Annotated in this window: 22 protein-coding genes; 7 read left to right on the forward strand and 15 right to left on the reverse strand. The window is 56.4% G+C overall.

Features of this window, described 5'->3' with window-relative positions:
* Nucleotides 1-283: 283 nt before the first annotated feature.
* The 3 genes from AC2FIZ_RS15625 to AC2FIZ_RS15635 all read left to right on the forward strand — a co-directional run bounded on the left by AC2FIZ_RS15625 (nucleotide 284) and on the right by AC2FIZ_RS15635 (nucleotide 3,112).
* Entirely contained in the window at nucleotides 284-1,882 is a 1,599-nt protein-coding gene (locus AC2FIZ_RS15625; protein WP_142639267.1) for a phosphoenolpyruvate carboxykinase, read from the forward strand.
* Nucleotides 1,883-2,242: 360 nt separating this feature from the next.
* On the forward strand, nucleotides 2,243-2,533 hold the full coding sequence (locus AC2FIZ_RS15630) for a hypothetical protein (RefSeq protein WP_142639308.1): 291 nt from the start codon (nucleotides 2,243-2,245) through the stop codon (nucleotides 2,531-2,533).
* A gap of 36 nt (nucleotides 2,534-2,569) precedes the next feature.
* Entirely contained in the window at nucleotides 2,570-3,112 is a 543-nt protein-coding gene (locus AC2FIZ_RS15635; RefSeq protein ID WP_496692204.1) for a hypothetical protein, read from the forward strand.
* Here the strand turns inward: AC2FIZ_RS15635 and AC2FIZ_RS15640 are convergent.
* Complete coding sequence (locus AC2FIZ_RS15640) at nucleotides 3,109-3,873, reverse strand: sulfite exporter TauE/SafE family protein (RefSeq protein WP_496692203.1); 765 nt, start codon at nucleotides 3,871-3,873, stop codon at nucleotides 3,109-3,111. The genes AC2FIZ_RS15635 and AC2FIZ_RS15640 overlap by 4 nt on opposite strands.
* A 144-nt stretch (nucleotides 3,874-4,017) precedes the next feature.
* Here AC2FIZ_RS15640 and AC2FIZ_RS15645 point away from each other — a divergent pair, with 144 nt between their 5' ends.
* A complete protein-coding gene (locus AC2FIZ_RS15645; RefSeq protein WP_496791305.1) occupies nucleotides 4,018-5,709 on the forward strand; it encodes an acyl-CoA dehydrogenase family protein in 1,692 nt (563 codons plus the stop codon).
* Between the two features lie 216 nt (nucleotides 5,710-5,925).
* Entirely contained in the window at nucleotides 5,926-6,483 is a 558-nt protein-coding gene (locus AC2FIZ_RS15650; RefSeq protein ID WP_281973496.1) for a hypothetical protein, read from the forward strand.
* A 2-nt stretch (nucleotides 6,484-6,485) separates the two neighbouring features.
* On the opposite strand, the gene AC2FIZ_RS15655 is transcribed toward AC2FIZ_RS15650, so the two are convergent.
* A complete protein-coding gene (locus tag AC2FIZ_RS15655; protein ID WP_282022245.1) occupies nucleotides 6,486-7,715 on the reverse strand; it encodes an SGNH/GDSL hydrolase family protein in 1,230 nt (409 codons plus the stop codon).
* Nucleotides 7,716-7,948: 233 nt separating this feature from the next.
* Here AC2FIZ_RS15655 and AC2FIZ_RS15660 point away from each other — a divergent pair, with 233 nt between their 5' ends.
* A complete protein-coding gene (locus AC2FIZ_RS15660; RefSeq protein ID WP_281973498.1) occupies nucleotides 7,949-8,341 on the forward strand; it encodes an META domain-containing protein in 393 nt (130 codons plus the stop codon).
* On the opposite strand, the gene recO is transcribed toward AC2FIZ_RS15660, so the two are convergent.
* The 13 genes from recO to folK form a co-directional block, all read right to left on the reverse strand.
* Entirely contained in the window at nucleotides 8,325-9,050 is a 726-nt protein-coding gene (gene recO, locus AC2FIZ_RS15665) for a DNA repair protein RecO (protein WP_281973499.1), read from the reverse strand. The genes AC2FIZ_RS15660 and recO overlap by 17 nt on opposite strands.
* Nucleotides 9,051-9,146: 96 nt before the next feature.
* On the reverse strand, nucleotides 9,147-9,470 hold the full coding sequence (locus tag AC2FIZ_RS15670) for a SemiSWEET transporter (protein ID WP_282027893.1): 324 nt from the start codon (nucleotides 9,468-9,470) through the stop codon (nucleotides 9,147-9,149).
* 148 nt (nucleotides 9,471-9,618) lie between these two features.
* Nucleotides 9,619-9,948: a DUF1491 family protein gene (locus AC2FIZ_RS15675; RefSeq protein ID WP_142639253.1), complete on the reverse strand. Its 330-nt coding sequence runs from the start codon at nucleotides 9,946-9,948 to the stop codon at nucleotides 9,619-9,621.
* Nucleotides 9,945-10,853, reverse strand: a complete 909-nt coding sequence (gene era, locus AC2FIZ_RS15680; RefSeq protein WP_271951341.1) for a GTPase Era — start codon at nucleotides 10,851-10,853, stop codon at nucleotides 9,945-9,947. Before era ends, AC2FIZ_RS15675 begins: the two co-directional genes overlap by 4 nt.
* 202 nt (nucleotides 10,854-11,055) lie before the next feature.
* A complete protein-coding gene (rnc, locus tag AC2FIZ_RS15685; RefSeq protein WP_496678783.1) occupies nucleotides 11,056-11,736 on the reverse strand; it encodes a ribonuclease III in 681 nt (226 codons plus the stop codon).
* The gene (gene lepB, locus AC2FIZ_RS15690; RefSeq protein ID WP_496694503.1) at nucleotides 11,733-12,572 is read right to left on the reverse strand and encodes a signal peptidase I; all 840 of its coding nucleotides are present in this window, start codon (nucleotides 12,570-12,572) and stop codon (nucleotides 11,733-11,735) included. Before lepB ends, rnc begins: the two co-directional genes overlap by 4 nt.
* A gap of 57 nt (nucleotides 12,573-12,629) precedes the next feature.
* Entirely contained in the window at nucleotides 12,630-13,049 is a 420-nt protein-coding gene (gene acpS / locus AC2FIZ_RS15695; RefSeq protein ID WP_142639245.1) for a holo-ACP synthase, read from the reverse strand.
* Nucleotides 13,046-13,669 (reverse strand): LysE family translocator, encoded by a 624-nt coding sequence (locus AC2FIZ_RS15700; RefSeq protein WP_496791308.1) that lies wholly within the window; start codon nucleotides 13,667-13,669, stop codon nucleotides 13,046-13,048. Before AC2FIZ_RS15700 ends, acpS begins: the two co-directional genes overlap by 4 nt.
* Nucleotides 13,666-14,412 carry a pyridoxine 5'-phosphate synthase gene (locus tag AC2FIZ_RS15705; RefSeq protein ID WP_281995877.1) on the reverse strand — a complete coding sequence of 249 codons (747 nt, stop codon included), beginning with the start codon at nucleotides 14,410-14,412 and terminating at the stop codon, nucleotides 13,666-13,668. The genes AC2FIZ_RS15700 and AC2FIZ_RS15705 overlap by 4 nt, the downstream gene beginning before the upstream one ends.
* Entirely contained in the window at nucleotides 14,405-15,103 is a 699-nt protein-coding gene (locus AC2FIZ_RS15710) for a DUF2062 domain-containing protein (protein ID WP_142639238.1), read from the reverse strand. The genes AC2FIZ_RS15705 and AC2FIZ_RS15710 overlap by 8 nt, the downstream gene beginning before the upstream one ends.
* Nucleotides 15,104-15,119: 16 nt before the next feature.
* Nucleotides 15,120-17,252, reverse strand: a complete 2,133-nt coding sequence (locus tag AC2FIZ_RS15715; RefSeq protein ID WP_142639236.1) for a RelA/SpoT family protein — start codon at nucleotides 17,250-17,252, stop codon at nucleotides 15,120-15,122.
* A gap of 26 nt (nucleotides 17,253-17,278) precedes the next feature.
* Nucleotides 17,279-17,632, reverse strand: a complete 354-nt coding sequence (gene rpoZ, locus AC2FIZ_RS15720) for a DNA-directed RNA polymerase subunit omega (protein ID WP_142639234.1) — start codon at nucleotides 17,630-17,632, stop codon at nucleotides 17,279-17,281.
* Nucleotides 17,633-17,726: 94 nt separating this feature from the next.
* Nucleotides 17,727-18,296 carry a 2-amino-4-hydroxy-6-hydroxymethyldihydropteridine diphosphokinase gene (gene folK / locus AC2FIZ_RS15725; protein ID WP_142639232.1) on the reverse strand — a complete coding sequence of 190 codons (570 nt, stop codon included), beginning with the start codon at nucleotides 18,294-18,296 and terminating at the stop codon, nucleotides 17,727-17,729.
* A 140-nt stretch (nucleotides 18,297-18,436) separates the two neighbouring features.
* On the opposite strand from folK, the gene AC2FIZ_RS15730 reads away from it, so the two are divergent.
* Nucleotides 18,437-19,006 carry a LabA-like NYN domain-containing protein gene (locus AC2FIZ_RS15730; protein ID WP_142639223.1) on the forward strand — a complete coding sequence of 190 codons (570 nt, stop codon included), beginning with the start codon at nucleotides 18,437-18,439 and terminating at the stop codon, nucleotides 19,004-19,006.
* Nucleotides 19,007-19,038: the final 32 nt, after the last annotated feature.

Here is a 19,038-nt window from a genome sequence, read left to right on the forward strand (position 1 = left end):
TTTTTATGGCCGCGAATCAATCACCATCTACGAATCGTGCGATTGTTGTCACACACATGCGGCAAAAAAGCCGTTAATGGTCTTCGAAAAGTGTCTGTATTTCCGGCAGAAAAAACATGGTGGCGCTAAACCTGAACTTGGTTGCGCTAACTGCGCCAAACCGTCCTGTTCACGCCCTAAACGACCATGATAAGACCCGCCCAATCGCCGGTTTTCCCGGTACACTGCCCCAAGAGCGCACCTTGGCCAATCTGCCGCCGCGCCGCCACAGGAGAAGACACACATGACATCTGGACGGGTGAACCCGCAATTCCGCCTCGAAGATCAGGGCATCGAGGGTCTGGGCAATGTCTATTACAACTTCATGGAACCGGCACTGATTGAAGAAGCCCTCAAGCGGGGTGAAGGTACACTTGGCAATGGCGGAGCTTTTCTTGTCAGTACCGGCAAGTTCACTGGCCGTTCTCCCAAGGACAAACATGTTGTCCGCACCGACAGTGTCGCCGATTCGATCTGGTGGGAAAACAACGCCGAGATGAGCCCTGAGGGTTTCGAAACGCTTTATGCCGATATGATCGAGCACATGAAGGGTCGTGACTATTTTGTGCAGGACCTGGTCGGCGGCGCCGACCCCGCTTATTCGATCAACGTGCGCATGGTCACCGAACTGGCATGGCATAATCTGTTCATCCGTCACTTGCTGCGCCGCCCGGATCGTGAAGACCTGGATGAGTTCATCGCGGATTTCACAATCATCAACTGTCCCAGCTTTCAAGCTGATCCGGCCAAGCACAACTGCCGTAGCGAGACAGTGATCGCACTGAACTTCGACCGCAAATTGATTCTGATCGGCGGCACAGAATATGCCGGCGAAAACAAGAAGTCCGTCTTCACCCTGCTGAATTACATGCTGCCCGAAAAAGGCGTGATGCCGATGCATTGCTCGGCGAACCACGCGGTCGGCAATCCCGTTGATACCGCAGTCTTCTTTGGCCTCTCGGGAACTGGCAAGACCACCCTGTCCGCTGATCCGGCCCGCACCTTGATTGGCGATGACGAACATGGATGGTCAGACCGTGGCACTTTCAACTTCGAGGGCGGGTGCTATGCCAAGACGATCAACCTGAACGCCGAGGCCGAACCCGAGATCTATGCAACCACCAGCAAATTCGGCACCGTGATCGAGAATATGGTTTTCGATCCCGAGACCAAGGAGCTGGATTTCGAAGATGACTCGCTGACCGCAAACATGCGTTGCGCCTATCCGCTCGAGTATATCTCCAATGCCTCGAAAAGCGCGTTGGGCGGGCATCCGAAGAACATCATCATGCTGACTTGTGACGCGTTTGGTGTTCTGCCCCCGATTGCGCGGCTGACCCCGGCTCAGGCGATGTACCACTTCCTGTCGGGCTTCACCTCGAAGGTTGCTGGCACAGAGCGCGGCGTGACCGAGCCCCAACCCACATTCTCGACATGCTTTGGCGCTCCGTTCATGCCGCGTCGCCCAGAAGTCTATGGCAACCTGCTGCGCGACAAGATCGCCCAGCACGGCGCGACCTGCTGGCTGGTGAATACCGGCTGGACTGGCGGCGCCTATGGCGTTGGCAGCCGGATGCCGATCCGTGCGACCCGCGGTTTGCTGACTGCCGCTCTGGATGGATCGCTTCGGGATGCGGAATTCCGCAAGGATGCGAATTTTGGCTTTGATGTGCCGGTTTCCGTCCCCGGTGTCGCCGAAGTTCTGCTGGATCCGCGTCGCACCTGGGACGACCAGGCCGCTTTCGATAAACAGGCTGAGAAGCTGGTTCAGATGTTTGCTGAAAACTTTGAGCAGTATCTGCCGTTCATCGACGAAGACATCAAAGCCGTAGCAATCGGCTAATGTTGCAAAAGGGGGGCAAACCTTTCCCCTTTTTTCGGACAGCACATCTGTTGGCAATCGTCCTTATACGTCTAACGTAAGGTGTCCTTACAAATTCGTTGCCCGATTTGCCGGTTTAAGCTATCCAATGATGTCATTAAGACAAATTCGCCCGACGCAATCGCGCCGGGCGTTGTTTAAAAATACCTTGGGTAACTCAGCCGCGCACTCACATTCGCGAATTGAGAAACCTAATCAGATAGCAAGTGTATGCCAATGGGGATGAGTGTCAATATGAGGCTTTCTGAACATTCAGATTTCAGTTCGTCTCATACCGCTGCTTTGTCGCAGCGCGTGACAAGGGAAACGACAGGTAACGAAATGACTGAAATCTTGAAACTGACCGAACTGCGCAAACTGATGCAAAGCATGGAGCGCACGTTGGGGCTGGAACAACTCTCACCGGTAGAGCGCGATATCTATTACGCCGCCGAAGAACTGTCCAAAGCTGACCAGGAAGTTCGGACATTTGGGTTGATTGAACACACGCTTGTGCAAAGCGTCTCGCGCCCGACCTTTTTTCGTGCGCTGAAGTCGCTGGTGCAGAAGGGGTATTTGTCACAAAGCGGTAGCGCGAACCGTGGACGGTATGTTGTGCATGCGCCTAAGTAATAAAGCGTTTGATCTGCGCATTGCTGGCTGACCGCCGTGCGCAGATGGGCCTCTGAAACGTTCTTTGCCTCACTGGCCTACGTGATTGCCTCGTTCCTTACGTTCGAGGTTCTGATGCCACTGCAGAACGTATTCTTCCCCGAATATCCCAGCAAGGCCAGCTTGCTGTTTCTCCCGCATGGTGTGCGTGTGCTCTCTGCTTGGTTGTTGGGGTGGCGGGCGATTTTTGCGCTCTTGCCCGGTGTCTTTCTTGTCTTTGCCTTTCTCGGCGGAAGCGACGTCTTCCTGCCCAACCGTCTGGCCGCCATAGCAATCGCCGTCACAACCGTTCCTGCTGTATTTTACCTATGCAAATGGGTCGGCTTCGATCTGTTTCCCCACCCGGACCGCAAACCATGCTGGTCCTGCGTCATGGGGGTCGGGATCGTCACGTCAATATTGGTGTCCGTACTGACCAATCTGGCTTTTGGCAGCGGTGGGCTGGAATATATCGCCTTCCTGATCGGCGATATCTCGGGCCTGTTCTTTCTGATGCTGGGGCTTTATTTCACGCTGCGCACGATAGATCGGCGTGCCTAGCCCATCAGCCCGCGTCGCAACAGGTTCAGCCCTGCGATAAGCAGCACGAACAGGGTGATCTTGCGAAACAGCGCCTGATCTATGCGCGACTGCAGTTGCAACCCCACCCACATGCCCGCCAGCCCCGGCAGCACCAGAGCAGCCGAGAACGGAGCGGTTTCGGCGCGGAAAATCCCGGAGCCCATATGCGCGAACAGCAACGCCAACGCCCCCAAACCATAGATGACCCCCTGCACACGCATCTGCACCGCTTTCGGGGTGTTTAAGGCGGTCAGATAGGCAACGGTTGGTGGTCCCCAAATTCCAGACATCCCCCCGACAAAGCCTGCAACCGCGGCGATCATGGCCTCTATTCGGGCAGATGGGCTGGCCAATTTCAGACGCAGCCCCAATACTTGGATCAATGCAAAGACTGTAACCGGGATGCCAATCATCAACAAAAAAGTTGATGCTGGCACTGCGCTGACCAACTGAGCACCAATCAGCAGAAACACCAACCCGACAACCAGAAATACACGGAACTGACGGATCGAGGACACGGCGGCCGGAACACCCCCGCGCAATGCCTGCACCCCATTTGTCACCAGGGTTGGCAGAATAAGCCCCGCGATCGCCATATCCGGCGAAAGGAACATGCTCAGCCCCGAGATCAGAACCATTGGCATGGCAAACCCGACCATGCCTTTGACCCAACCGGCAATGAAGGCAACCCCACAGGCCAGCAGCAGTTCTTGGGCAGAGAGCATAGAAAACAACGTCATGTCCCCCTGATATCACTCCTGACGGGTGCTGCACTGCAAAAATGATCAAGCAACTTTAGAACTTTTTAGTCGCATAATTCGTATTTTTGTTGCGCTGCATGTGCAGCATGATATGACCAGACGACTTTAGGAGAAAGCTGATTCATGGCCCATGACGGACAGGATATGACCCAGATGATTACATCCGCGATTTTGCCCGAGCTTCTAACGCTGACACGTGCGGCTCTGCCCGCCGTGGAGACCGTATTCGAACGCGCCCGCGAGTCGGTTCGCGCGATGGTGACAGAAGATGGTCGCGTGTCCGGCGCTCTGATCGAGGCCAATCAGACCGCCGCTCATGGGTTGGCATGGCTGGCGACATACAACCAGTCGCTGCAGCAAATGCAACGCTGGGCCGATGCTTTGGAGGCAGAAGGCAAATTCGGCGAGATCGAACAGCTGCTGCACCAAATCGCCTTTGGTGAATACTTGCATCAGGTCGCGGGCGGCATCCCAATGAACCAGGGTGAGATTTTGCGTCTTCAGGACATGGGTCTGGGCTGGGACGCGCTGTCCGGTTTCCAATGCGCTGAAGTTCAGACACTGATGGCACAGGCCAATTCACAGGCTGCACGCAGTCGCTTGGTTGAACTGATGGAAGAACAGGCCGGTGCCGCGATGTTCGGAACGTCGGGCCTGGACGAAGAACTGGAAATGATCCGTGACCAGTTCCGCCGCTATGCCCAGGAAAAAGTCGAACCAAACGCCCATGATTGGCACCTCAAGGATGAGCTGATCCCGATGGAAATCATCGAGGAACTTGCCGAGATGGGTGTATTTGGCCTGACCATCCCCGAAGAGTTCGGAGGGTTTGGCCTTTCCAAGGCCTCGATGTGCGTGGTGTCCGAAGAATTGTCGCGCGGCTATATCGGCGTTGGATCGCTGGGCACCCGGTCCGAGATCGCGGCCGAGCTGATCATTGCCGGTGGAACGGATGAGCAAAAAGCGCAGTGGCTGCCCAAGATCGCCAGCGCCGAGATACTGCCGACAGCAGTTTTCACTGAACCCAACACAGGCTCTGATCTGGGCAGCTTGCGCGCCCGAGCAGTCAAGAATGCCGAAGGTGATTACGAGATCACCGGCAACAAGACCTGGATCACCCATGCGGCCCGGACCCATGTGATGACTTTGCTGGCGCGCACCAACTCTGACACTTCCGATCATCGCGGCCTGTCGATGTTCCTGGCGGAAAAGACGCCCGGCACGGACGACAACCCCTTCCCCACCCCAGGCATGACCGGTGGCGAGATCGAAGTTCTGGGTTATCGCGGGATGAAAGAATACGAGTTGGGCTTCGATGGGTTCAAGGTCAAGGGTGAGAACCTACTGGGCGGCGAAGAAGGCAAAGGCTTTAAGCAGCTCATGGAAACCTTCGAATCCGCCCGCATTCAGACCGCAGCCCGCGCCATCGGTGTGGCCCAAAGCGCGCTGGACATCGCCATGCAATATGCGCAGGACCGCAAACAGTTCGGCAAGTCGCTGATCAACTTCCCCCGCGTGTCCGGCAAGCTGGCGATGATGGCGGTCGAGATCATGATCGCACGACAGCTGACCTATTTCTCGGCTTGGGAAAAAGACAACGGTCATCGCTGCGATCTTGAGGCCGGGATGGCCAAGCTGCTGGGCGCCCGCGTGGCCTGGGCTGCTGCCGATAACGGCCTGCAGATCCACGGCGGCAACGGCTTTGCACTGGAATACAAGATCAGTCGCGTGCTGTGTGACGCACGTATTCTCAATATTTTTGAAGGGGCTGCCGAAATTCAGGCACAGGTGATCGCGCGGCGTTTGCTGAGCTAACCTGTAACGGCAACCCTGTTTCCCCGACTTGACCCGGCGCGCGCGCCGGGTCTTTTTTTGCCCAAACTACTGCAGCCCTCAGTTCCTCGAAATCCTGCCCTTACCTTCCCTGCTGTCTACGTTCAGCCATGACCAGCCACGGCAGAAACTTCCCCCTATCGCAGCGCCGATATTCCCGGTAGATCAGCGTGCGATCACGAACCAGCGGCGAACCACATGACCCGATCCATTCTTGCCCTTCTGGCCACGCTTGCGGCCTTGGCCCTTGCTGGCTGTGCCACCACCTCTCAGCCGACAGCAACGCAGAACGACATAGACGAGCTGGCGCTCGCCATCCGTTCCATGGGTCCCGCGGTTGATCCAGCCGAGGCACAGAAGGCGGCCACCATTGCCTATACCTATTCGCAGCGTCTGGCCCGAGAATGGCAGGTTACCGACCCGGCCATCATCCACAACGCCAAGGTCATTAACGGATTTCGTGAGCGCGGCCTGTGCAACGACTGGGCCGAAGCGATGACCAGCCGTTTAAGGGCAGAAAACTTCCGCACCCTGGAAATGCACTGGGCTACATCACCGCCAACGCCGCTGAGGATCATCCACCATTCCGCAGTGATCAGCGCAAAGGGCGACACGATGTTCGAAGGCATCATCCTTGACCCATGGCGCAACAGTGGCGCGCTGACATGGGCGCCAACGCGCGAAGATACGCGATACAACTGGCGTACCCGCATGGAGGTGCGCACCGCTTTGCTAAACGGAGAGCAACCCTACTGAGGTCAGGACGGGGTCTTACACTGGCTGATCCGTTCCGCCACCACGGGCAGCATCCGCGCAGCCACCAGCTTTGACCCTTCGGGCGTCAGATGCGTGTAATCGACATACAGCACCTTGTCTTTGTGGAGTGGACCGCCGATCTCTGCAATATCGGTGAAAGGCACATTGGCCTCTTCAAACAAAGCAGGGAAATCGACTCGCGCGCGATGCATCAGATCTTCACGTCCCGGCTTGTACCAATCCCGCGTGAGCTGGGCGATTTCGCGGTCGGTCTCGCTTAGGACATTGGTGTCCTCATAGACGACCTCAGGCTGCAAAAAGACGTGATAGCAAAACCCATGGTAGTCACCGAAAGACTCGATCAGCTTGTAATTGCGCAAGAAGCCAACCTTTGCAGTCTGTTCAAGCTCAGCTGAAAAGTCTCTTTGCAAGGAGGTGACATCCCCAGAGGTATTATATTTGGGCGCCTCATAGCGGTCGTAAAGACCTTGTGTGAGCTTTGACGCCATTTTGAAGGTATAGAAATATTGCGCCGGGTATCTCAGAAATGCGTACAAGGAAAAGAACGGCTTACGATCGTTCAAAGCGTCAACCATCCTTGCCGATGAATAGCCATAGCTTTGAACCGGGTTATCAACTCCGACATTGTAAAAATCGTTGTGACCATCCAGAAACACAATCATGTCCGGGCTGTATTGATATAGCGTCTCGTACAGGTACAACACATGTTGAAAACTGTGATACGCAACAACTCCGGCGTTGATCACCTCAATCGTCACACCGGGCATCTGATCGCCCAACCGCTCGCGCAGGTCCTGCTGCAGGAAATATGCAACCGTTTCCTGATTGGTGAGCGTAGGATGGTCAGGATAAATACTGCCCTGCGATCCGATGGCATAAGCAGTTGAGCCACCCATCAGAAAGATGCGGAACGTGTCGTCGGGTTTTGGCTGTTCAATCAGCGTATCGTGGCGGAACCCCTGATCGGAATGGATACGCTGTCCGCCAGTATCAAATCCGCGCTGATACTCTGGGTTCAGTTTGTGACCACGGATCGAAGAGTATAGATGCCGCTCTGCCGTATTTCCCAGCGAGTTATCGAACACATGAACCACAGCATAGTATGAAAGAAGCTCCACCAACAGGAAGAGAAAGAGCACATAGAATAGAGCCACAAAAACCTTAACAGCTGTTCGTGTCCGCCCGTTGCCAACATCGTCATTTCTGGTCAAAACGAAGCTCCAACCTTACCAAATCAGAACAAAACACAACCGGATACAATTACCGGCACTAAAACTCACAGGAGCTATTCAAATCCAAAGAAAGGCCCATTATTCGCATTCAATATGTCTAAGATGTTTTACAAGTCAACGGTCAGCATTGTATCCGACCCTTTACCTAGTCGGTTCAAAACAATGTGTCCAAGCCCAGGAAACTGTTCTTCGCTGATTTCAGGAATTCTGCCATGTTGCGTTACATAATGCTGCTTTCCCTTTCCGGATTACTCCATTGTCAGAAGGATGAAACCGTTGCGGCCTATGGTGCTGCCGAACGGGAATGGGCCCTGCAAGAGATCAACGGTCAGCCCTACAATGCCAGTGCCTTATTGCGATTTCCGGAAGAAGGCAAAGTAGCGGGCAACGCCCCCTGCAACAGCTACACGGGCAGGCTTAACGCGCCCTATCCATGGTTTGAGCTGACCAGCCTGACAGCGACCCGTGCCGCCTGTGCCGGGCTTGAGGCAGAAGGGATCTATTTCGCCGCCTTGCTTGTCATGACCCAATCCGAAGTATCAGGGAACCTGCTGATTTTGCGCAATGAGGACGGGCAGGAAATGGTGTTCAAAGCTGCCGATTGATCTGATCAATAAACCGCGCCCGTGCGCCGGGCAGAGGGTTGTTCCCCAACGACGGAGCAACATGGTTCTCTAGAAAATGTCCGGTGGTCAACAATCCTTGCACCAATTCGGTATCCGGCGCGTCGCCCACGCCACGCAGGCAAGGTGGCAAGGGAAGCAACCTATCCACCCAGTCCCCTGCCCCATCAACGCTTACCGCACGACCTGTTTTCGGAGAAACATATTCCAAACCTTCTGTTACACCCGTCACGGCACAGCGTGTCAGGTCAAGGCCAAACCCCAGCTCTTCCAGCAGCGACAATTCCCACCGCAGATAGGCAAGCACCCAAATTTCGTCCTGACCCAGCAGATCCATCAACTGTTCGGTTTGTTTATAGATGCGCGGATGCGCTTCGCGCTCAGGCAAACAGAACGAGAGCAGGGCCACCACCGTATTCAATCCAGCCAGCGCAAGCCTACCCGAAAACGCCGCCGCCGCCCGCGACCGCAGGGGCTCGACCTGAAAAGTGCCGATATGCTCTTCGAGCCGTGCGCGCCAAAGCACATCTAATTGCGCCCCGGGCTGCAGGATCGGCGCAATCTTGCGGCTGGTTCCACCACGTACGACGCCGGCATGACGACCGTGGCCTTCGGTAAAGACCTCGATAATTGCCGCCGTTTCGCCATGGCGGCGTGAGGTCAGAAGTATGCCGTGGTCGCGCCAGTCCAAAGCGTGTCCAATCTTGTGGGGTCAGTCCTGCCCGAGCAAAAGAACGCAAAGCCGGGACCACTGCAAGAGAGACAGGGAAATCGACGACCTATTGGGTCAGAACGTGACCCCCGCGTGGATCATGATACCCAGGACCATAAGAAGGTTCAGCACCATAGAAATGCCGTTGCCAACATAGATGGGCAACTTCTTGACGATCAGACCGTAGATGAACCAAAGCAAAGACAACGCCGCATAGAGCGACCACGTTAACAGAGATTGGCCCGACGCATGTTGAGAGTGGGTCAAGAAGAGCTTCACAAGCTGTGGAAGCGTGGCAAATGGGCCTAAAATGCCGACAAATACCATGAAGCCCTCGAAGTGCTTCATCACAAGACCAAGGTTTGACTTTATGAACTTCTGACCAATTGTTTCAGCCAACGTAAGACCTCTATCCTTGTCATAGGCTGCAACGACCCGTTTCCGCACCATCCGTTAAATACGCGTACAAATAGCGAAAATGGACCGTCTTACCAAGACCTATGCCATAACTTTGGCAGAGGCCTGCACCGCGTCTGTGCTAGTACCGCTAATCCAGACCGTCCTCACCCAGCAAATGGCGCCCCTGCCGGTCTTCGACTTCTATCACCCAGAGGTCAGGGTCAAAGCTGCGCTGGCGTTGGATCGCCTCGTCCACATCGACCTCGGGACCAGAGGAGAGTTCAACCCACTTGCGCTCACCGCTCATCAGATCAAAGCTGCGCTGAAAGGCTGTGGCCTGACCGTCCAACGTGTTGAGCTTGATCAAAACCGCGCCGGCTGTGTCGTCACCATGGGCCACAACAAAGGCCGGTATTTCCTGAAATCGCAACCGTGCCAGATAGGCGTGAACCCAGAAGTCTGCCGTCAGTCGCGTCATGCGTTTCCGTCTTTGAATTCCAGACCCATTTCCGAATAGCGCTCAGATTCCTCCAGCCAGTTTGGCCGGACTTTGACCTGCAGGAACAGGTGGATCTTGCGATCAAGGAACTCTTCCAGCTCGGCACGGGCCGCCTGGCTGACGGCCTTGATGGTCTCGCCCTTTTTGCCCAGAACGATACCTTTATGGCCGTCGCGCATGACATAGATGATCTGGTCGATCTTTGCCGACCCGTCCTTGCGCTCTTCCCAATTCTCTGTCTCGACGGTCAGCTGATAGGGCAGTTCCTGATGCAGCCTCAGGGTCAGCTTTTCGCGTGTCATTTCAGCCGCGATCATACGCAACGGCAGATCAGCGATCTGGTCTTCGGGATACAGCCACGGGCTTTCGGGCAATTCGCCTGCCAGCCATTTACGCAGATCGTCAACCCCATGGCCTTTCTCGGCCGAGATCATGAAGGTCTCGGCAAACGCGTAGCGCGAATTGAGGTCGCTGGTCAGGGCCAGCAAAACTTCGGACTGCACCCTGTCGATCTTGTTGATGGCCAGCGCGACGGTGCGGCCCTGCCCGATCTCATTCAGACCTTCAAGGATGCGCTCTACGCCCTCGGTAATGCCACGATGCGCTTCGACCATCAGGACAACCACATCGGCATCCGCGGCCCCGCCCCATGCGGCGGCCACCATTGCCCGATCCAGACGGCGGCGCGGTTTGAAAAGGCCCGGCGTGTCCACAAAGACCAGCTGTGCATCACCTTCCATCGCCACGCCCCGGATGCGGGCGCGGGTCGTCTGAACCTTATGTGTCACGATCGAGACCTTGGCCCCGACCATGCGATTCAGAAGGGTGGATTTGCCTGCGTTGGGCTCTCCGATCAGGGCGATAAATCCGGCGCGTGTCGTCATCTGGGGTTTGATCCTGTTTGCAGATGGGCCTCCCTATCGCAGAAAGAGGCAGCGGACCAGAGCGATTTGCAGCTTTGGCACATGCGTTCAGGATGGCATTGGGTGGGGTATGGTGGGCGACCCGTCACCGGAAATGACCCGGGTTCGACCGATAGGCATTTCCGGACAGCCCTCAGGAGACCGACTATTTTTACCCGGTAGACTAATTCTGCAAACGGTCCAGCAACGACTTGGCAGCCGCCTGTTCGGCCTGACGCTTTGACCCTGCTGTTGCCTGCTCTTCTGCCCCGTCCTGAAGACGCGCAGCAATGGTGAAGACCGGCGCATGGTCCGGGCCAGAGCGTCTGACTTCGACATAGCTGGGCGGTTTCTGGCCCCGTGCCTGCGCCCATTCCTGAAGCGCCGTTTTGGCGTCACGGGCGTCGGCCTCGACATCGTGGATGCGATCACCCCAGAGTTTTAGGATAACGGCGCTGGCGACCTCGAACCCGGCGTCGCGATAAACTGCAGCGATGACCGCCTCCATCGCGTCGCCAAGCAAAGCTTGTTTGCGCCGCCCACCGGACAGCATTTCAGACCGGCCCAGTTTCAGTACAGCACCCAAATCAATCTGCAGCGCCACATCTGCACAGGCCTCTTTGCGCACAAGCGCATTGAACCGGGGTGCAAGCTGACCTTCGCTGGCCTTTTTGTCCGCCTCCAGCAAGGCCGTCGCCATCACCAGACCCAGCACCCGGTCGCCCAGAAACTCGAGCCGCTGGTTGTCCGGGCGCGTAGCCGAGGAAACCGATCCATGGGTCAACGCGCGCACCAACAGCTCGGGGTTGGCAAATTCATACCCCAGACGCTTTTGAAACGCCTTTATTTCGGCGGATAGCTTCAATTCACGGCCTTAAAGAAACGGTCTCCGCGCCAGGTCCAGAAGAACAGCATCGACCGGCCAGCGGATGAGAACATGATACGATCTGCACGACCAATCAGGTTTTCATAGGGTACATATCCGACACCCCCGGCCGATTGCGGCAGGCGGCTGTCGCTGGAATTGTCGCGGTTATCGCCCATAAAGAAGTATTCGCCTTCGGGCACTGTATAGACGCCGGTATTGTCCGACCCCTGATTACCGATATTGAGCACATCATAGGACACCCCGTTGGGCAGGGTTTCGATCATGCGGGATTTCTCACACACGCCACCACGGCCAACTGGGCCGTTTTCACAGCGCGGGCGCAACCCTTGCGGACCTTGGGGCGCCGCGACCTCGGTGAAGACGCCATCGGGTTGCTGCGGAACCGGAGTACCGTTCAGGATGATCTGGCCCTCGATGATCTGGATACGATCGCCGGGCAGGCCAATCAGGCGTTTGATATAATCGCGGCCCGTTACCGGATGACGGAATACGATCACATCACCGCGCTCGGGATCGCCAGCCCAGATACGCGAGTTGTCATCGCTTTGCATCCAGCCACAAACATCCTCGGCGTCGATATTGAGGCCGACGCTGGGGATGATCAGACTGGGGCAAGAGGCATAGGAATAGCCATAGGCCATTTTGTTGACGAACAGGAAATCCCCGATCAACAAGGTCTGTTTCATCGACCCTGACGGAATCCAGAACGGCTGAAAGAACAGGGTACGGAAAACGCCCGCGATCAACAGCGCATAGACGATGGTTTTGATCGTCTCCCACACGGGATTTCCGGTTTTGACGTCCTCGGCCATACTGCTCTCCGGTCCTTGGTTTGTTGGGGTGCTACATGCGCGGCGCGGCGGGGTTAGTCAAGACAGAGCGCTGCGTTCGCGAATTGGGCGCGCCTCGATCACCACGAAGGCCTGCGCCCAGGGGTGGTCATCGGTTAGGGTGACGTGGATGATCGCCGCATGACCCTCGGGGGTCATATCGTTGAGCCGTTCCGCCGCCCAACCGGTCACATGCATCACTGGCTGGCCGGTTTTAAGGTTGGTGACAGCCATGTCCTTCCAGGAAATCCCCATACGAAGCCCGGTGCCCAGCGCCTTGGAGCACGCCTCTTTCGCGGCCCAGCGCTTGGCGTATGTGCCTGCTGTGTCTGCACGGCGTTCGGCCTTGCGTTGTTCAGTGTCGGTAAAAACGCGGTTACGGAATCGGTCACCAAACCTGTCGAGCGTGCCCTGAATGCGGTCTATGTTTGCGAGGTCTGTGCCGATGCCTAGGATCATGACAACCGCACCGTCAAAATCTTGTAACTTGCCACCCCAAAGAACCCGGCAAAGGCAAAATCGAACCAGCGGCGGGCGCGGTGGTAGGCGCCGACTGTGCGCTTAGACGAGAACAGGAATGCATAGCTGATGAAAATCAGCAACGAGCCCGCGTAGAGCAGGCCGAAATAGCCAAGCAGCATCGACAAGCTGGCGTCATTCGGGGCAACGATGGCGTAGATCGAGCCCCAGCTGAGGATCGCCTTGGGGTTGGTCAGGTGGATCGCCGCGCCTTTGGCAAAGATGGTGCGTAGCGAGCCGGTGACCGGGTTGCCCAACGCCATCTCCTCCGACGACAGCGCCCGTTTCAGGGCCTTGAGCGCCAGCCAGCCCAGATAGGCTACACCAACATAGCGGATTACTTCGAACACCCAGACATTGGCCAGCATGATCGCCGACAGGCCCAGCGCGGCGGCGATGCCCCAGGCAGCGGACCCAGCACAGATGCCCAGTGCAAAGACCAGGCCGGCGCGGCGGCCTTCGTTCATTGCAGTTCCGGCGATGCCCATGGTTGCCGGACCGGGTGAGCCTCCGGCCATCAGCCAGGCGATCCAGATTGCTATGAAACCCGAGGTTATCATCCCCGCGCCTCATCCATCAGGCGGCGCATTTCCTGAATGGCGGGGGTCATGCCCAAAAAGATCGATTCGCCAATCAGAAAGTGACCAATGTTCAACTCGCGCACCTCGGGGAAAGCGGCGACAGGTTTGACCGTGTCGTATGTCAGACCATGTCCGGCATGCACTTCGAGGCCAAGCGAATGGGCAAAGGTGGACATGTCGCGCAGGCCTTCCAGCTCTTGCGCTGCCTCATCCAGTTTGCCTTCGGCATGGGCGTCACAATAGGCGCCTGTGTGCAGTTCGATCACTTCGGCGCCGATGCGATGCGCGGCCTCGATCTGGCGACGGTCGGCGGCGATAAAGATCGACACGCGACAGCCCGCATCACGCAAAGGTGCAATGAAATGGGCCAGTTTGTTTTCTTCGCGCGCGACTTCCAGCCCGCCTTCGGTGGTCCGTTCCTCGCGCTTTTCGGGGACGATGCAGACCGCGTGCGGCTTATGGCGCAAAGCGATTTGTTGCATCTCGGGCGTGGCTGCCATTTCAAAATTCAGAGGTACCGAAAGAACCTCCATCAACCCGTCAATATCTGCGTCCGAAATATGCCTGCGATCTTCGCGCAGATGGGCAGTAATGCCATCTGCACCGGCCTGCTCGGCCAGCGTGGCCGCGCGCAAAGGGTCGGGATAGACCCCACCACGTGCATTCCGCACTGTGGCCACATGGTCGATATTCACACCGAGACGCAAACGGTTCTCAGACATCCTTTGATTCCTTTCCCAAATCCTGGCTCGAGCCTAGTTGGTTTGACTCTGGAACGGCAGCCTCGGATTCAGCCAGGCGTTTGATTTCTTCAAACTTCTTTTTGATCCTGTCGCGACGCCGTTGCTGATAGGTGTGGACCAGCGGCAGGCTGAGATAGTAGCAAACCACCCCAGCCAGCAATCCGGGAAGAATGCCGCCAATCAGGTACGGAAAGAAAACCTCGTCGTAGAAAATTCCCAGCCCGTGCCAGTCAGCTACCCGGTCAGTGAATACTGCAATCAGGTTGTCTTTGAGATCACCGATCGCATTGGCAAACTTCCCCATAAGCCCATGGGTGTCGCCCTCTTCAAACTCGGTGCCCAACAGGAAATGCCCGGTCTGAAGGCAAACCACCCCGATGGGCACATAGGTCAAAGGGTTTCCGAAAAACGTACCGCTGAGTGCAGCCAGCATATTGCCGTTGAACAATCGCGCAGCCAGGGCGGCAATGCCAAAATGCAGCCCGTAAAAAGGTGTAAAGGCCGCAAACACTCCAAACCCTACCCCGCGGGCGATGCGTTCAGGTGAATCCGGCAATCGCCGGACGCGGTGTTTCACATAGTGGAAGGCCCGGGTCCAGCCACCACGAGGATAGACGAATTCCGATGCGATCTGGACAGGCGAGCGTCGATCTCGGCGCTTGAATACCACTCCTGATCACCCCTTCTCAGCCAGCCGCAACTGCGGATTTAGCTCTGTCTCTGAAACGTTCAACCGCTGCAACATCGCTTTCGGCCTCAAGCATCAACATCAACGAATGCAACTGCTCAAGGTCGCGCAGTTCTACGTTGACCAGCAGGCGGTAAAAATCCGGTTTGCGATCCACAAATTCTAGGTTCGAGATATTGGCCTTTTTCTCGCCGATCAATGTACAAATGCGACCCAGCACACCTGCGTCATTGCCAATCGTAACATCAATCGTTGCCCCGTAAACAGCCGGGTGAGTTCCCGAGTGCCAGTGCAGATCGACCCAGCGTTTGGGCTCACTCTCGTATTCGCTCAGGCGATCACAGTCGATTGCATGCACGACAACACCTTTGCCGCGATAAGTGATCCCGACGATCCGTTCACCCGGCAATGGCTGGCAGCAAGGGGCGCGGTCAAACTTCTGCCCCGGCTCAAGACCGATCACGGCCCGGCGCATCGGAATGGCATCACCATCATCCTGCGTCAGTTCTGGGTAGACGGCGCTTACCACATCATGGGCAGTTAGTTCTGCACTGCCCAGGCGCGCCAGCAGCTCATGCCGGTCTTTCAGGCGCAGATGCTTGGCAGCAGTGTCCAGCGCCTTGTCGGTCGCTTTGCGCCCGACATGTTCAAATCCCGATCGCGCGAGTTCTTTGCCCAGCTTGATGAACCGCTCTCGGTCAACCTCGCGCAGGGCGCGACGAATGGCTGTACGGGCTTTGCCGGTGACGGCAATTTCCAACCACGTGACTTGGGGAGTCTGACCGTCAGCTGTTATGATATCCACCGACTGCCCGTTCTTGATCCGGGTCCAAAGTGGCACGCGAATACCATCAACCTTGGCCCCCACACAGGCGTGCCCGATGCGCGTGTGGATGGCATAGGCAAAGTCGATCGGCGTCGCACCACGCGGCAGTTTCACCACGTCCCCCTTAGGCGTGAAACAAAAGACCTGGTCCGAATACATCTCGAGCTTGACCGCCTCGAGGAAATCCTCGTGATCCTCTTCGCTGTCGAATTGTTCGGTCAGGTTGGCGATCCACTTAGCCGGGTCGACTGCAAAGGGGTTTTCCGAACGCACGCCATCCCGATAGGACCAGTGCGCGGCCACGCCAGTTTCGGCGACATCATGCATCTGACGGGTGCGGATCTGAACCTCGACCCGCTTGCCGTCACGGCCTGAAACGGTGGTGTGGATCGACCGGTAACCGTTCGATTTCGGCTGACTGATATAATCCTTAAACCGCCCCGGCACGGCGCGCCAACGCTGGTGGATCGCGCCAAGGGTTCGATAGCAGTCTTCTTCGCTTTGCGTAATGATGCGGAACCCGTAGATGTCGGACAGACGCGAGAACCCCTGGTCCTTTTCCTGCATCTTACGCCAAATCGAATAGGGTTTCTTGGCACGGCCAAAAACCTCGGCTTCAATCCCGGCCTTTTCAAGTTCGTGCCGCATGTCGCCGGTGATCCGGTGGATCACGTCACCCGTTTCGCGCTGCAGCGTGATGAAGCGGCGGATGATGGACTGGCGGCCTTCAGAGTTGAGAACGCGGAAGGCGAGGTCTTCCAGCTCTTCCCGCATCCATTGCATACCCATACGGCCTGCAAGCGGCGCGTAGATATCCATCGTCTCGCGCGCTTTGACGATCTGCTTTTCGGGCCGCATCGCCTTGATCGTGCGCATATTGTGCAGACGGTCTGCCAGCTTGACCAGAATGACCCGCAAATCCTTGGACATCGCCATGAACAGCTTGCGGAAGTTCTCGGCCTGTTTGGTTTCGCGGCTGGACAGCTGAAGGTTTGTCAGTTTGGTGACCCCATCAACCAGCTTGGCGACTTCTTCGCCAAACAGCTCAGACACTTTGCCGTAATTGGCCTTGGTGTCTTCGATCGTATCGTGCAGCAGCGCCGTGATAATAGTCGCATCATCCAGACGCTGTTCGGTCAGGATGGCGGCAACGGCAACAGGGTGGGTGAAATAGGGCTCGCCAGAATGGCGGAATTGCCCATCATGCATCTGCTTGCCGAACTCATAAGCTTTGGCAATGCGGTCTGCATTCGTCTTGGGATTGTAGTTGCGGACCAGCGCAATCAGGTCTTCAGCAGAAATCATCCGGTCCGCACCTTCATTTGTGGGGATTACCCCTGGCCTTGAGCCTCCATCAGAGCGCGCAGCAGCTTTTCTTCGGACATGTCGTCATCCGCAGGCTTGTCTGTTTCCGCACCCATCAGCAGCGCCATTTGGTCTTCTTCAGGCTCGTCGACCTCGATTTGGGTCTGGTTGGCCTCAATCAGCCGCTCGCGCAGCTCATCAGCGCTTTGAGTCTCGTCAGCGATCTCACGCAGAGAAACAACCGGGTTTTTGTCGTTGTCACGGTCAACGGTGATCGGACCACCGGCGGAAATCTCGCGCGCACGATGGGCGGCAAGCATCACCAGTTCAAACCGGTTCGGAACCTTGTCTACGCAATCTTCAACCGTCACGCGGGCCATGGGGCGCTCTCCGTTACTGAATCCATGTCAGGAAGAGGTTTATCTAAGGGCGAATCCCTGCCTTGACAAGCAGGAAATGCTGCAAATGCACCAATCATAACGGGGTAACTGCCGCAATATCGTCTGAAGGAAGCCCCGCAAGCATTTCCATGACGGTCTGGTCCAGTATCGGATGCCGCCAGTTCGGGGCAACATCCGCCATGGGAACAAGCACAAACGCACGATCCTGTACCCTTGGGTGCGGCAGGATCAACTGATCCGGCGCCTGCTGTTTCTGATCTTCGGGTGGCAGAGATAACCAGCTTTGAAAAACCTCGCGGTCGGGCAGAACCAGATCATCGTAACAGACCAGGTCCAGATCCAACGTCCGCATTCCCCAGCGCTGAATCCTCTCACGCCCGTAATCATGTTCAATTCCATGCAATATCTGCAGCAACTCAAAGGGTGACCTTTCAGTCTCGATCAACACGGCCGCATTCACATAGTCCGGGCCCGCGCCCTCAGGAAAACAAGGGGTCGCATAAAAGCGGCTTTCAGCCCGAATCAACAGCCCCTGGCGCAAAATCGCGTCAATGGCATGCCGTAGCGTCAGATGGGGCTCAAAACCTCTCACTTTGAGATTTGCGCCGAGGGCAAGCACTGCTTTTGAGGTGGTTTTGCGCATCCTACTCCCTATATTCGGCGAATTGCATACTTGCGATACACCATAAAACCCCTAATTATGGGGATATCAATGCGCTGTATTTTCCCAAGCCTCACTCACGTAACACGCAGCGCGCTGATTTGTACCGGAAGGATCTATTTATGTTTTATAAAGACGAACGGCTAGCGCTGTTCATCGACGGCTCGAATCTTTATGCAGCCGCAAAAGCACTGGGGTTTGACATTGACTATAAACTGCTGCGCCAGGAATTCATGCGCCGCGGTAAGATGCTCAGAGCTTTCTATTACACAGCGCTACTTGAAAATGACGAGTATTCGCCCATCCGTCCACTGGTTGATTGGCTGCATTACAATGGCTTCACCATGGTTACGAAACCGGCAAAAGAATACACCGACAGCATGGGGCGTCGGAAAGTTAAAGGTAACATGGATATCGAACTGACCGTCGATGCCATGGAGCTTGCACCACGTGTAGACCATATCGTGCTGTTTTCCGGCGACGGAGATTTCCGCCCGCTGATCGCAAGCCTGCAACGTCAGGGGGTACGCGTTTCTGTGGTGTCGACCATCCGCAGCCAGCCCCCCATGATCTCGGACGAATTGCGCCGCCAGGCCGACAACTTCATTGAGCTGGAAGATCTCCGCGACGTGATCGGTCGCCCGCCGCGCGAAATGCCGATGGAACCGCGCACCGTTGCCGCAGGCGGGTAATAACCTGGCCCCAAAGCAAACTCGGTTGAAAA

It is taken from the genome of Ruegeria sp. CDSB022, assembly GCF_059611145.1.

What these genes read in the sequence shown, in the direction of transcription:
- AC2FIZ_RS15705 (WP_281995877.1), bottom strand. Translation starts at nt 14,412, where the DNA reads ATGTCTGAGAACCGTTTGCGTCTCGGTGTGAATATCGACCATGTGGCC.
- AC2FIZ_RS15640 (WP_496692203.1), bottom strand. Translation starts at nt 3,873, where the DNA reads ATGACGTTGTTTTCTATGCTCTCTGCCCAAGAACTGCTGCTGGCCTGT.
- folK (WP_142639232.1), bottom strand. Translation starts at nt 18,296, where the DNA reads ATGCGCAAAACCACCTCAAAAGCAGTGCTTGCCCTCGGCGCAAATCTC.
- AC2FIZ_RS15675 (WP_142639253.1), bottom strand. Translation starts at nt 9,948, where the DNA reads ATGACGCGACTGACGGCAGACTTCTGGGTTCACGCCTATCTGGCACGG.
- acpS (WP_142639245.1), bottom strand. Translation starts at nt 13,049, where the DNA reads ATGATCCTAGGCATCGGCACAGACCTCGCAAACATAGACCGCATTCAG.
- AC2FIZ_RS15660 (WP_281973498.1), top strand. Translation starts at nt 7,949, where the DNA reads ATGTTGCGTTACATAATGCTGCTTTCCCTTTCCGGATTACTCCATTGT.
- rpoZ (WP_142639234.1), bottom strand. Translation starts at nt 17,632, where the DNA reads ATGGCCCGCGTGACGGTTGAAGATTGCGTAGACAAGGTTCCGAACCGG.
- lepB (WP_496694503.1), bottom strand. Translation starts at nt 12,572, where the DNA reads ATGGCCGAGGACGTCAAAACCGGAAATCCCGTGTGGGAGACGATCAAA.
- AC2FIZ_RS15645 (WP_496791305.1), top strand. Translation starts at nt 4,018, where the DNA reads ATGGCCCATGACGGACAGGATATGACCCAGATGATTACATCCGCGATT.
- AC2FIZ_RS15650 (WP_281973496.1), top strand. Translation starts at nt 5,926, where the DNA reads ATGACCCGATCCATTCTTGCCCTTCTGGCCACGCTTGCGGCCTTGGCC.
- AC2FIZ_RS15715 (WP_142639236.1), bottom strand. Translation starts at nt 17,252, where the DNA reads ATGATTTCTGCTGAAGACCTGATTGCGCTGGTCCGCAACTACAATCCC.
- AC2FIZ_RS15730 (WP_142639223.1), top strand. Translation starts at nt 18,437, where the DNA reads ATGTTTTATAAAGACGAACGGCTAGCGCTGTTCATCGACGGCTCGAAT.
- AC2FIZ_RS15700 (WP_496791308.1), bottom strand. Translation starts at nt 13,669, where the DNA reads ATGATAACCTCGGGTTTCATAGCAATCTGGATCGCCTGGCTGATGGCC.
- AC2FIZ_RS15625 (WP_142639267.1), top strand. Translation starts at nt 284, where the DNA reads ATGACATCTGGACGGGTGAACCCGCAATTCCGCCTCGAAGATCAGGGC.
- era (WP_271951341.1), bottom strand. Translation starts at nt 10,853, where the DNA reads ATGACGACACGCGCCGGATTTATCGCCCTGATCGGAGAGCCCAACGCA.
- AC2FIZ_RS15630 (WP_142639308.1), top strand. Translation starts at nt 2,243, where the DNA reads ATGACTGAAATCTTGAAACTGACCGAACTGCGCAAACTGATGCAAAGC.